The following is a 13,063-nucleotide window of genomic DNA, read 5'->3' as shown; positions in this document are numbered from 1 at the left end:
TTTATTTGTTCTTCATTTTGATATCGATATATACACCAGCCGGCATTTCCAATCTGGATAATGCATCAACAGTCTTCTGTGTTGGTGTCATAATGTCGATAAGTCTCTTATGAGTTCTCTGCTCGAACTGTTCTCTTGAGTCTTTGTACTTGTGTACCGCTCTCAGAATTGTAACTACTTCCTTCTTAGTTGGAAGTGGTACAGGTCCACTCACCTGTGCTCCGTTCTTCTTTACAGTTTCGATGATTTTCTTTGCAGATGCATCTACCAGTTGGTGATCATATGCCTTCAATGTGATTCTCATTACTTGACTTGCCATAAAAAAAGTCGCCTCCTTTTCGTACTTTAACATCAGTACGACAAGCGGTGACTGTACACTCTCCCGTGTGTGTCGTGAGTAACTCACACGTTGTTTCCACATTTCAGTGGACGTTATTGATTCGTACAGTGACTTGTCGCCAGTTTCCTAACTTGACATTCGCTCCACGGAAAACCTGCAGTCCAAAGTATTCTTCGTCTTGCAGCAACCTCACGCTTCAACGCTATCATGTCACAGCCCTATTAGTATATAAGATATGGAATTTTATTTCAAGCCTTTTTTTTGAAATATTGTATTTTTTTCAGTACAATCCTTTTTGTTTGTCTTTCTTCTATATTATAATACCAGACCAGGGTCAAAAGGTTATGTGTTTGTGTTCAGCTTCATTAATATAACATATTCCGGGTTCACCCGCAAACCTTGTGGTACATTTTATCTGGCTGGCTGTGGCACGTCCCCGGCGAGTCTGCGATTTTATGCCAACTTTGCAATGTATTTTATAATTTTCTCTTTTCCTATTGACACATCACTTTTCCGGTGGTATATTATGTTCAACTTATAAAAACCAAAGGCGGTTTCCAATGCGGAAACCGTCTTTTTTATTTATAAGCTGCGGGTGGCACATTCCCCCGCCCTGACCAATTGGTTGCTATTGCAGTTAAATCTCTGCCGACAGTTTTCCCCAAGAACCGCCTTGCAGAGATAACTCCAATTAATATATACATCCTATAGCATGTGTCAGAGGTAAACTCTGATACGTGTGCAGATACTTACGATTTTTTTCGGATGCATCTGTTTTAAAAAGGAAATTCCCCAGATTTGTATATACATACAAACTGCGTGGCAACGAGAAAACCTCTCAATGACATACCAAAACGAAAGAAGCTGTCGCATTGGCGATGGCTTTTTTCGTTTTGCCGTAAGACTTCTCCGCCAACGTCCGCTGCTAATATGGACGTTTCTCGCCCTCCGGTGCTGCTCTATGAACGTTTCTTGCTCTCCAGTGCTGCTCCATGATCGTTTCTTGCCCTCCAGTGCTGCTCTATGAACGTTTCTTGCCTCCAGTGCTTTACAATCCCGACTTTCTGTGCGAAAATGTATATTAAACTCGTACCTGGAAGAGGTCCGCCGCAGGTGGAGGAACCTTGGTACTCCGCAGATGCCCGCGACCGCAGTTGACATTTTAACCTCATCAAGAAAATCCCCCACTTCAAGTGTGAAGAACACTAAGTGGGGGGGGAGATGGGGACTTGCTTGTGTCAGTAGGAGTTCAAACTCCTGCCGACAAGTAGCATAACTGCTATGAGGTTATGAGCAAGTAGCAAAGCGGATTGCGAATATCCGTTTTGACTGCATCGGGTATAAGCGCAAACAACGTATATAATAATGTAAGAATATTACTGCTGTACATTTTACCAGCAACAGAAAGGAACATTTTATGTGGGTAGCAAATGAATGGAATGATTATGAAGTAATAGATTCATCTAACGGAGAAAAATTGGAACGCTGGGGTGACTATCTCCTGATTCGTCCGGATCCGCAGGTGATCTGGGATACGCCGAAGGAAGAAAAAGGGTGGAAACATCCGAACGGACATTACCACCGCAGCAAAAAGGGCGGCGGCGAATGGGAGTTTTTCGACCTTCCGCAGCAGTGGCAGATCCAGTACAAGGATCTCACCTTCAACCTGAAGCCTTTTAACTTCAAACACACCGGACTTTTCCCGGAGCAGGCAACCAACTGGGACTGGTTTTCCAAAAAAATCAAGAATGCCGGACGCCCGGTCAAAGTATTGAACCTGTTCGCATACACAGGCGGAGCAACGCTTGCAGCAGCTGCAGCTGGTGCGAATGTCACTCACGTGGACGCCTCCAAGGGCATGGTAAACTGGGCAAAAGAGAATGCAGTGTCCTCCGGCCTCGGCGAGGCTCCGATCCGCTGGCTGGTAGACGACTGTGTGAAATTCGTAGAGCGGGAGATCCGCCGCGGCAATACCTACGATGCCATCATCATGGATCCGCCGTCCTACGGACGCGGCCCGAAGGGTGAGATCTGGAAGATCGAGGATGCCATTCATCCTCTTATTAAACTGTGTGCAAACATACTGTCTGACGATCCGTTGTTCTTCCTGGTCAATTCCTACACGACCGGACTCGCACCAGCAGTTCTCACTTACATGCTGGCCACCGAACTGAAGAAACACAACGGTACCGTAGACTCCCAGGAGATCGGACTTCCCGTCAGCTCAAACGGGCTTGTTCTCCCCTGTGGTGCATCCGGACGCTGGGAGTCCAGATAATTCAGAGTGACTGCTCTGGAACGTTATATTTTAGGGGCTGTCGCACCAGCTGATTAAATTCAGCGGTGTGCAGCTCTTTATTTCTTGCAAATTTCCTCAAACATAATTTCATTATTTTTTCCTTCCTTTATCTTTTACATCAATTTTCACAACAATAAGACAGAAACTTATTCCTATTGCTATTAATACCGCTATTAATGCTTCGCCAAGGTTTTTGTGCTTAAATCCCAAAAGCCCCAAAACCAAAAAGAATCCTATGAAAAGTAAAGTTATCAAAAAACATATTCTTTGAAATATCCTTTTCCATTTTGAGGATGAGTCTTTATCCTTCTCAATAAACCCTCGTGTACCGTTTGAAATTGTTATATCCGCAAAAAATTCAAGTGTGCCGTAAACGAATGTTTTTAATAAATCCTTTAATAAATCAATCAAAGAGATTCCTTCTTTCTGTACAAATATTTTCCATCTGATGATCGGCAGGTAAAACTACTGCAACTTGCTTTCATACTTCTATCTTCCTGTTTGAATTTGGCCTACGGCATATCCGACCTTATTCAAGTATAAACTATACACTCGGTGTAAAGTCAATAGCATAATTTAAAAATATAAGAGATGGTTTAGAGAAATAAAATTGCAAGGCGTTTTTTATTATTCCTCAAATGCTTTTTTCAAATTTACGGGTCTACACAATTGCGTCCGGAGCTTCAAAACGAGCTATGAAAGACGCTAAAAGGAGCTGCCCACTAATTACTTAGTGCGACAGCCCCTTATATCATGTCATCCGCAGTGCCGTTCGATTCCGCTCTGCTTCATCTCACTCGCGGACTTCTCTCAGCTTTACATTTGACTGCGCACAATTTTATATTCATCACTCGTCTGATAATAAGGACATTCTGTAAAATCTCCCTGCACAAAGCGCATCATCTCATCCTCATCCAGGTTCTGCTGGCAGACATAGTATTCGCACTCCTCATCATACTCGTAGTTTGCACAATCCTCACATTTCGATACTCTGCTCATCTTCTCCCCGACCCTGTCTACTATTCCTCGTTCTCGTCATCAGCATCCGCTTTTTTATCAGCTATATTCCCGCATCCATTGCCACTGTTAAAGCTGCCGAACGCCGTGGATTTCTCACGCTTGGGAGACCAGATCGCCCCCAGCAGTATTCCAAACAAAATGCAGTCTGCGACCATCAGAACCTTCTCCCAGAAAGTCCAGTCACGATTAAAAAACATCTCCACCATTTTAAATACTTTTTTTAGATTTTCCATGCTTCTCTTTTCCTCCTTGAATTGTATTTGCTTTTACAGGTTCCCATTTTAAGCAAAGCCGCACATCGGGCTCACGCCGTTCAAGCGCTTCGCCAACTCCGCCTTCGGAACGGCCCGTTCTTCACTTCATATGAAATATTATACAGCATTTGACGGCTTAAACCAACTTATTGTTTTTCTTTTCTGACATAATTCACTATATAAATACCGATGCAGACAAGCACCAGTGAAATCACGCTCTTGAATCCCGCTGCCTGCTGGGCCTCCCCAAGCAGAATCGCCGACAGGATCACACCAAATACAGGATTCATAAAGCCGAAGACAGCCACCTTGGAAACCGGGTTGTACTGGAGCAGGATCCCCCACAGCGAGTACGCCACCGCAGAGATCAGTGCCAGATAAATCAGAATGCCCACCGAAGCCGGGCTGAAGCCACGCACGCTCCCGCCTGCAAGCGCGCCGCAGATGCTCATGATAACCCCTCCCAGAACAAACTGATACCCGCTGAGTACTACAGGATTTTCATGTTCCGAATACCGTTTCAGAAACACCGAAGAGAATGCATACGCAATGGTTGACAGGAAGATAAAGCCCTCTCCAGTGAAACTCATGCTCATATCTATTCCATCCTTCGTCAAATTGATCAGCACCACCCCCGCGAATCCAATCACACATCCCAGAACCTTCTGTCCTGTCAGCTTCTCCTGACGGAAGAGAAGACTCGCCACAAGAATGGCAATAAACACATTGACTCCCCCTATTATAGAAGCCTTCACACCGCTGGTATGTGCCAGCCCCACGTAAAAAAACAGATACTGCAAAACAGTTTGCAGCATACTGAGTCTGCATATTTTCCCCCAGGACTCTTTCCGGGGAATCAGCGGCTTTCTGCTCAAAATACTGCCCAAAAGAATCGCGAGAATCCCCGCAAGCGTAAACCTGCAGCCCGCAAACAAAATCTGGGAAGCCGTATCCCCCGACGAGATTCCAAACAGTTCATATCCAATCTTAATACAAGGAAATGCGCTCCCCCACAATGCGCAGCATATCAACGCCCCAAACCACACCACCAGCGTCTTCTGCATATATTTTTCTTTACTTTTCATCTTTTATCCATCTTTCTTTTGTATATTTCAGAAATGCCACAGCCTAACACAGACAAGTAAATCGGACATTCGCAATCCACTTTGCTGCCTGCCCGTGAACATCCAGCAGCTTCGCAGCTTCAGAACATTCATTCTCTTACACGCATCAGCGTGCTCATTAGTATAACACATTTTCACAAAAATGAACTGATCCCTGTCGATAATTGTTGATTTTTCACGATAAAATAGGTACAATTGTTATAATGATTTTACAATTTTGCCAAAAATAGGAGGGGACTTTATGTACGGTAAAAAAGAACGCATAAAGCGATTAGCATTTGATATTTTTCTTGAATTCATCGGTCTTATTCTGGTCTTCTTTATTCTACTCTATGCTCAGACACGTTTCTCAATCTCTCAGCAGAAAGAAAATTCTGCCGGCAAGCTGGACATCGCTGAAGAGAGACTGACATCTTACGTGGCGCAGGCGGAGGATGATCTTGCGAAATATGACGCATTTTCTCAGGCTAAAGTCGATACAGTAGCCTATTATTACAAATTCAACATCGATGAGATTCAGGATATGGAGGCCATGGCGAAGCAGTGGGATCTGACCGAGATGTATGTTCTCGACGACGACCACAATGTCATCGCCGCCTACAATGGAAAAAATCTAAATTTCAACACCAATTCCCAGCTTTCTGATTTCCTGCTTACACTAAAGGCGACAACGATTGAAAGTACGCGCTACTACGTCTCGCAGATCGACGCGGGGTATCGTCTCGTCGGTGCGCGCGATATCAGATCTCTCCAGGCCAAACAGGAGGAGATCACCTCACTCTCCCATTCACTGGACACAATCAAAGTTGGTCTCAAAGGTTATATCATCGCCGTCAACGTGGACGATCAGACCATCGCCTATCATCCCAAAGCAAGCCTCATCGGGAAAACGCTGACAGAAGCCGATGTGGATCCCATTGTCATGGAGGATGGTTATGCAGGATGGGCAGCCAGTGGCGGAAAAGACTTTTATTGCGAGAGCCGTACAAGTACCGCTGACCCGCGCTACCAGCTTATTGCCGTACGCCCCAAATCCATGATTCAGGACTCCATTATGAAACTGGTTTGGCTTGGTGTGCTGGTATTCTTTCTGGTTTCCGTGATTGTCATCATCTACATTCATTTTATCCGCGTCGAACAGGATCAGCGATATATGGATAGCCACGAGGAGATGGAGTACATTCATCTCGGAGGCAAAATCTATCTCAACCGCACCATAGGTGGACGGATCGCCCACTTCTTCCTGCTCTGCCTGCTTATTATGCTGGGGGCCTCCTTCTATCTCCAGTCTTTGTCTGCACTGTCCACACAGTTTGCGCATTATTCCAGCAAAAAAGCGGACATTAAAGAGATATTTGATTCCAATCAGGTATTGCTGGAGGAGCTGACAGCGGAATACAATGCAGAGTATGAGCAGCGCGCTGTCAACATTGCTTACATTCTCGGAAAAGATCCTTCGCTCATAGATGATGATAAGCTTCAGACCATTGCCAACCGGGCGCAGATCAAATACATTTATGTATTCAACGGAGATGGTGCCAGCGTTGCCACAAATGGTATCAACAAGGATTATGTTCTCAGTCAGGATGATTCTTCTCAATCTTATGCATTCTGGAATGTGGTAAAAGGCCATCAGGACGCTCTGGTCCAGGAGGCACGGGCGGATGATTCCTCCGAGCACCTCTTTATTCAGTATATTGGCGTCAAACGCCAGGATGCCAAAGGCATGGTTCAGCTCGCCATCTCGCCGGAACGCCTGCAGAACAGACTGCGTGCCGTGCAGACAGAGCATGTGCTTCAAAACATTGCCGTGGAAAACAATGGATTTACAATGGCTGTCGATTCAAAAACAAAGAAAATCGTATATTATCCGGATTCTGACTGGATTGGACGTTCCGCTTCTAAAATCGGGCTGAACAAGAATGCTCTATCCGACAGCTATATCGGGTATCAGACACTGGATGGCGTGAAGTGCTCTCTTTCCTCCATGCAGTACAACGACGACTATATCTATATCGTCGTTCCGGTAACCGCCGTCACCTCAGGCCGTCTGGTGATTGCGCTGCTGATTACCGGCACCGGATTTTTTGTTCTTTTGTTCATTGCGCTCCTCTCCCTGATCGGAGACCCACGCAAGGTGCTTCAGCATGAGCCTGAAGACGAAAGTGATCAGCCCCGCAAAGAGCCAAAAGGCATGTTCGACGTTGTAACCGGAAGTGGAAAGGTATACCGTGTTGAATCTGTTTTAAGCCGTTGGAGCAGCAAATCGCTTTGGAGCGATCTCTCCGCCGAGCAGAAAATCCGGCGTGTTATGTCGCTGTTTACCGCATTGCTCGGCATTTACCTTCTGCTGTACATGTACCTCAATGCGGATACATACGACAGCACCTCCGTAATTTCCTATATCCTGCATAAGCACTGGGAAAAAGTACCAAATATCTTCTCTCTCACATACATTGCCATTATTATGCTGGAAACGATTATCCTTGCCAATGTCACAATGAAGCTCATCTCGCTTCTGGTAGATAATATGGGAGCGCGAGCTGAGACAGTTGCCAGACTGGCCTGCAATTTCATCAAATACATGTCTGTGATCGGCGCCGTGTTCTACTGCCTGAACTTTGTGGGAATTAAGACCTCCACGCTGCTTGCCTCAGCCGGTCTGATGTCTCTGGTCGTCGGCCTTGGTGCACAGTCGCTGATCAGCGATATCCTCGCAGGAATCTTCATTGTTTTTGAAGGCGAGTTCCGGGTCGGCGACATTGTAACCATCGGAACTTTCCGCGGAACGGTTCTGGAAATCGGTATCCGCTCTACGAAGATCGAAGATTTTAGCCAGGACATTAAGATTTTCAATAACTCAGATATCACCGGTGTCGTGAACATGACCAAAAAGTACTCCTACGCCTTCTGTGACGTGGGAATTGAGTATAACGAATCTCTGGAGCGGGTGGAAAGCGTTTTGAAACGTGAACTGCCACTTATGAAAGAGCGTCTTCCTGAAATTGAGTCCGGACCATTCTACCGCGGCGTTGTGTCGCTTGCCGATTCGTGCGTTGTGATTCGAATCCTCGCACAATGTCAGGAATTAAAGCGTGTCCAGCTCACCCGCGATATGAACCGGGAGATCAAGCTGATTTTTGACCGTAATCATATCAACATTCCGTTCCCGCAGGTGGTTGTGAACCAGCCGGCTCTCCACGGAACGGCTTCTGATTATGAAAAAATGACAGCATCTAATTTTGTAGCGGACCAGAAAGAAAAGACAAAAGATATCAAACCACAGTAATGTTGCCAGGGATGTTTGTAAAAATGCAACAAATACTGCAGCATTAAGCAGAACAGCTCTATAATGTTCACAAGAATATCTGTAAATATGTAACCCATGGATATCGGCAGATCACCCGAAGTATCCACCAACGCAGACCATACATTTTATCAGCCACTTCATTTCGAAGCTTCGGTAAAATATATGGTCTGTTTTATTGCCCATGCCCAGATGCGTAAAGCACAAAAAAGACAGACAACAAACCGTCATCCGTCTTCTGGTAATCATTATCTAAATTCTATCGTTCCCGCTGCCGCATCCATACTCTCTATAATCGCAAGTGACTCCACTCTGACGCCTTTGTCCCGAAGCAGCTGTCCCCCCTGCTGAAATCCTTTTTCCACTGCGATCCCCACGCCTTCCACAATGGCTCCTGCATTCTGGATGATATCGATCAGTCCGGCAACCGCACAGCCATTCGCGAGAAAATCGTCAATAATCAGGATGTGTTCCCCCGGAGAAATATACTTTTTAGACACGATAACGTCGTAAACCTTTTTATGTGTAAATGATTCGATCTTGGTTGCATAGACCTCGCCGTCGATGTTGATGCTCTGGCTCTTCTTTGCAAATACCACCGGAACGTTGAAATACTGCGCCACAATACAGGCAATCCCAATTCCCGAAGCTTCTATCGTGAGGATCTTGTCAATCCGGTTTACCTCAAACAAGCGTTTAAATTCCTTCCCCATCTCATTAAATAACTCTATATCCATCTGATGATTGAGAAAGTTGTCCACCTTCAATACATTTCCATCCTTCACTATTCCATCTCTGCGAATACGCTCCTGTAATAACTTCATAAATGCCGTCCTCTCCCTCTTTTGTGCGGTTTTTTGTGATTTTCATTTATTATAATCGTATTTGAACAGATATACAAGACCACATTTATGATTTCTCCCCGTTGTCCGGACCATTTTTGTTTTCTCCCCATCTGCTTTTTCTTGAGACTCCCCCTCTTTTGGGAACCAGCTTTTCTATGATAGGCGTTACAACCTCTTTGCCGTATTCCTTTCGAAGCATACGGATCAGCTCACTAATGATGGATTTCGTCTTTTCGTCCATGGTAGTAATAGACTTCATGATTGCCCCCAGGCTCTTGATTCCACCATTTGCAATATCCGTCAATGTTTCATCACCATTTGCACTCAGTACACTAAACAACGAATTAATGCAGGACTCACGCTGCGATGCATCCAGCCCGCTCAGCCAGCTTTTCAGTGTTTCATCCAAAAGAACACTTTCCCTGGTACGTTCCGTTTTATATTCAAAATGATTCCCCAGCACCTGCCAGGTCAGACCGTCATGCTGCATGATCCCAGTCTCAGCGCTCGCCACAATCTTGCGCTCCTCCCTGTGTTCCAAAAGCATACCGATGACCGATGATTCCGGTACAAAAGAATAGATCCGCGGCAGGATTTCCTCGTACTCCGGCATCGCAACAAACGCTTTCGTAAAACCCGGGCCATCGTTATTATAGATTTCCCGAATCTTGCTGCGCACATGTTTACTGCTCATCACAGCTGCATATACCGCCAGATTTCCTCCCTTGGAGTGCCCGCCTACGCGGTACTTCTTTCCAAAAGTTCTCAATGTTGCTTTCAGATAATCCACCGCAGCAGTCTGCGACGGAACCGTCATGAAGCTCATGTTAAAATCTTCCTGCCATCCGATGATTGTATCATCCGTCCCACGGAATGCAACATATATGCTCTTGTCATCCAATTCAATATGAAGCGCGGAAAACTGCTTTTGGAGCCGTTCATCGATCTGATTCACATACTTGGACAGCTTCGCGTTCTTAAAACGGCGGCACTCTCCCATCTTCCTGAGCACAAACGGCGACAGATGTGTAAACGAAATCTCAGCACGGATTTCCTCTGCTGTATGTTCCTCAAAATACCTCTGTGCAGCCTGCTCTACAGTGACAAATGCATTTTTCCCTACTCCGGGGACAATTCCGTCAAGCTCAACATAAGAGAGCATCGCCAGAATCAAATTATCCACTTCATTAAATTCAGACTGACGAAACGACAGATCGCCACGCCAGTCCATGTAATCCAATATCGTTCCCATAGCTACCTCCTTCCAGAGCATTCGGGGTTACTTCCGCAACCGTTCCGGAACACATCACACTTCCTACTCTGGTGGATTTTCCCTAATGTACTGCTCCATCACAGCCGCTGCCATGCCGATCAACTCCCTGCATGGGCGCTTTTTATAATACTCCGGGCTTCTCTCTTCCGGAGTCGGAACGTCCTTGCCTTTGCCAAGACCCAGCAGCTCACGGCAGACAATTGACCCGTTCTCCCGGGTCATACTTCCCGCCAGTTCCTGGATCCTTTCATAATGTTTTTTCTTTTCTTCCTTTGCCTTCGGATCATCATACCCATACAGCAGCCCCGCAACTATGAACATTCCGCTCACGGCTCCGCAGACCTCCCGCAGTCTTCCCATCCCCGCTCCAAAGGAGGAGCTCATTCTCACCATAGTTTGCGGATCGGCCTCATACATATCCTGAAAAGCCAGAGTCACCGCCTGTGCGCAATTGTAGCCTTCGAGAAACAGATTCATTGCCTCCTGTGCGCGCACACTATTTTCAATGTCTATCGTCATGTACCTCTACCTCTTTTCTATTGTACCCGGCAGAGCGGACACTTACAGTCCACTCTGCCTTTTTCTTGTAAACGTTGGAGCAGTACCTTTAAAATCTGGTACTTTATCCCAGTGCCACATCCAGAATCATCATCATCGTAAATCCAATTGCAACACCGATGGTGCCAATGTTCGAGTGTTTCCCGCTCTGTGACTCAGGAATCAGTTCCTCAACTACAACGTATATCATGGCTCCCGCTGCGAAAGAAAGCAGGTAGGGAAGAATCGGAACTATCAGGTCTGCCAGCAGGATTGTGATCACAGCTGCAACCGGCTCTACCACGCCCGACAGAGCACCATACATAAACGCTTTTTTTCTCGAGAGCCCCTCGCTTCGCAAAGGCATCGAGATAATTGCGCCCTCCGGGAAATTCTGGATTGCAATACCAACCGCCAGAGCGATGGCCCCAGCCATGGAAATTCCTGTGTTTCCAATTATCACACCGGCAAACACAACACCGACCGCCATCCCTTCCGGAATGTTATGCAGCGTCACCGCCAGCACCAGCATTGTAGATTTCCTTAAGTTTGCCTTGATTCCCTCCGGCTGGTCATCTGTCGTGTGCAAATGGGGAATAATCATATCCAGCACCAGCAAAAATGCTATTCCAAACAAAAATCCCACTGCAGCGGGAACCCATGCAATCTGGTTCTGTTCCTCAGCCATATCAATCGCCGGAATGATCAGCGACCATACTGATGCCGCAATCATCACCCCCGATGCAAATCCAAGCAGCGATTTCTTCAGTTTATCTCCCAAATCATTCTTCAAAAGAAATACCATCGCCGCGCCAAGCACGGTTCCTAAAAGTGGAATCAGTAATCCTATGTAAATATTATCCATATTATGTCTCCTAGTATATCAACTTCTATATTATCTTATGCAAGTGGCTCGTCAACAATCTGATATTGCAGCCATTCATACAACAAATAGCAGCCTTCCTCTATCTCCGGCGGCAGCAATGCCCGGGCCACCAGTTTGGGCTCTGCATCCGGAGTGCCTGTCTGCTGCAAATACGCATAATCGCCATCGATCTGCACCACTTTATATGTACACGTAAACATATTGTCTCCCTCCCTGCGAGCTATTGCAGCGTCTCCGCAGACTGATGCAGAATGTTCGCAAGCTCCGCAAACTCCTCCAGCGTCAAGGTCTCTCCGCGCACACTGGCGGGTTTTCCAAGTTTCTCAATCGCTGCCTGTATCTGTTCTTTGGTAAAATCAAGCTCTGCCGAATTTTTCAAGCCATTTGCCAGCGTCTTTCTTCTCTGGTTGAACGATGCGCGGATAATCCGGAACATCAGCCCTTCATCTGTCACCTGCACCGGTGACTCCTCGTAGCGATCCAGTCGGATCACCGCCGATCCGACCTTCGGTCTCGGCATAAAACAGTTCGGCGGAACATTGGCCACAATATACGGTTTCGCATAATACTGTACCGCCAGAGAGAGGGCACCATAATCCTTCGTTCCGGGACCCACCTGCATCCGGTCCGCCACTTCCTTCTGCACCATAACCGTGATGCTCTTAATCGGAACATGGCTCTCAAACAGACCCATGATAATCGGCGTAGTGATGTAGTAGGGCAGATTTGCCACTACCTTGATTGGTCTGTTTTCATTCTCCTCCCGCGCCAGTTTCGCGATATCCACTTTCAGCACGTCATTGTTGATGATCGATACATTCTCATATGAGGACAATGTGTCCTCAAGAATGGGAATCAGTGCCTTGTCAATCTCCACCGCCACAACCTGGCCGGCCGCACATGCCAGATACTGTGTCATAGTTCCGATTCCCGGCCCAATCTCCAGCACGAAATCATCTTTTGTGATCTCTGCAGAATCAATGATCTTGTCCAGCACGTGACTGTCTATCAGAAAGTTTTGTCCAAATTTCTTCTGAAATGAAAAATTATATTTTTGCAATACTGCTATTGTGTTCTGGGGATTCCCCAAAGTTGGTTCTCTCATACACGCTCCTGTTAATTCCTGTTATCTGTAACGGTTCCAAACCAGATAATAAAACTGCATATTTTATAGTCTG

Annotated in this window: 13 protein-coding genes; 2 read left to right on the top strand and 11 right to left on the bottom strand. The window is 46.2% G+C overall.

Features of this window, described 5'->3' with window-relative positions:
* Nucleotide 1: 1 nt before the first annotated feature.
* On the bottom strand, nucleotides 2-319 hold the full coding sequence (gene rpsJ / locus BUB85_RS03165; RefSeq protein WP_059067884.1) for a 30S ribosomal protein S10: 318 nt from the start codon (nucleotides 317-319) through the stop codon (nucleotides 2-4).
* Between the two features lie 1,438 nt (nucleotides 320-1,757).
* Here rpsJ and BUB85_RS03160 point away from each other — a divergent pair.
* Nucleotides 1,758-2,618: a class I SAM-dependent methyltransferase gene (locus tag BUB85_RS03160; protein WP_073104917.1), complete on the top strand. Its 861-nt coding sequence runs from the start codon at nucleotides 1,758-1,760 to the stop codon at nucleotides 2,616-2,618.
* A gap of 111 nt (nucleotides 2,619-2,729) precedes the next feature.
* Here BUB85_RS03160 and BUB85_RS03155 read toward each other — a convergent pair whose 3' ends face one another.
* The 4 genes from BUB85_RS03155 to BUB85_RS03140 all read right to left on the bottom strand — a co-directional run bounded on the left by BUB85_RS03155 (nucleotide 2,730) and on the right by BUB85_RS03140 (nucleotide 4,998).
* Nucleotides 2,730-3,050: a hypothetical protein gene (locus tag BUB85_RS03155; protein WP_073104914.1), complete on the bottom strand. Its 321-nt coding sequence runs from the start codon at nucleotides 3,048-3,050 to the stop codon at nucleotides 2,730-2,732.
* A gap of 405 nt (nucleotides 3,051-3,455) precedes the next feature.
* Nucleotides 3,456-3,638, bottom strand: coding sequence for a DUF6472 family protein (locus BUB85_RS03150; protein ID WP_073104912.1), 183 nt, complete (start codon nucleotides 3,636-3,638; stop codon nucleotides 3,456-3,458).
* Nucleotides 3,639-3,658: 20 nt separating this feature from the next.
* Nucleotides 3,659-3,892, bottom strand: a complete 234-nt coding sequence (locus tag BUB85_RS03145) for a hypothetical protein (RefSeq protein WP_073104910.1) — start codon at nucleotides 3,890-3,892, stop codon at nucleotides 3,659-3,661.
* A gap of 167 nt (nucleotides 3,893-4,059) precedes the next feature.
* The gene (locus tag BUB85_RS03140) at nucleotides 4,060-4,998 is read right to left on the bottom strand and encodes a DMT family transporter (RefSeq protein WP_073104908.1); all 939 of its coding nucleotides are present in this window, start codon (nucleotides 4,996-4,998) and stop codon (nucleotides 4,060-4,062) included.
* 280 nt (nucleotides 4,999-5,278) lie between these two features.
* On the opposite strand from BUB85_RS03140, the gene BUB85_RS03135 reads away from it, so the two are divergent.
* Nucleotides 5,279-8,326, top strand: a complete 3,048-nt coding sequence (locus tag BUB85_RS03135) for a mechanosensitive ion channel family protein (RefSeq protein WP_073104906.1) — start codon at nucleotides 5,279-5,281, stop codon at nucleotides 8,324-8,326.
* Between the two features lie 266 nt (nucleotides 8,327-8,592).
* Here the strand turns inward: BUB85_RS03135 and BUB85_RS03130 are convergent, their stop codons facing one another.
* From BUB85_RS03130 to rsmA, 6 genes are all read right to left on the bottom strand, one after another.
* A complete protein-coding gene (locus tag BUB85_RS03130) occupies nucleotides 8,593-9,168 on the bottom strand; it encodes a xanthine phosphoribosyltransferase (RefSeq protein WP_073104904.1) in 576 nt (191 codons plus the stop codon).
* An 85-nt stretch (nucleotides 9,169-9,253) separates the two neighbouring features.
* Complete coding sequence (locus BUB85_RS03125) at nucleotides 9,254-10,441, bottom strand: DUF2974 domain-containing protein (RefSeq protein WP_073104901.1); 1,188 nt, start codon at nucleotides 10,439-10,441, stop codon at nucleotides 9,254-9,256.
* A gap of 63 nt (nucleotides 10,442-10,504) precedes the next feature.
* Nucleotides 10,505-10,981, bottom strand: coding sequence for a C-GCAxxG-C-C family protein (locus tag BUB85_RS03120; protein WP_073104898.1), 477 nt, complete (start codon nucleotides 10,979-10,981; stop codon nucleotides 10,505-10,507).
* 103 nt (nucleotides 10,982-11,084) lie between these two features.
* On the bottom strand, nucleotides 11,085-11,864 hold the full coding sequence (locus BUB85_RS03115) for a ZIP family metal transporter (protein ID WP_073104895.1): 780 nt from the start codon (nucleotides 11,862-11,864) through the stop codon (nucleotides 11,085-11,087).
* A gap of 35 nt (nucleotides 11,865-11,899) precedes the next feature.
* Nucleotides 11,900-12,085: a chorismate--pyruvate lyase gene (locus tag BUB85_RS03110; RefSeq protein ID WP_073104892.1), complete on the bottom strand. Its 186-nt coding sequence runs from the start codon at nucleotides 12,083-12,085 to the stop codon at nucleotides 11,900-11,902.
* A gap of 20 nt (nucleotides 12,086-12,105) precedes the next feature.
* Nucleotides 12,106-12,990 carry a 16S rRNA (adenine(1518)-N(6)/adenine(1519)-N(6))-dimethyltransferase RsmA gene (rsmA, locus tag BUB85_RS03105; RefSeq protein WP_073104889.1) on the bottom strand — a complete coding sequence of 295 codons (885 nt, stop codon included), beginning with the start codon at nucleotides 12,988-12,990 and terminating at the stop codon, nucleotides 12,106-12,108.
* Nucleotides 12,991-13,063: the final 73 nt, after the last annotated feature.

This window comes from Hespellia stercorisuis DSM 15480, assembly GCF_900142165.1.
In the GTDB taxonomy this organism is placed as follows: Bacteria; Bacillota; Clostridia; order Lachnospirales; family Lachnospiraceae; genus Hespellia; species Hespellia stercorisuis.
This window is presented reverse-complemented; position numbering and strand designations above follow the sequence as displayed.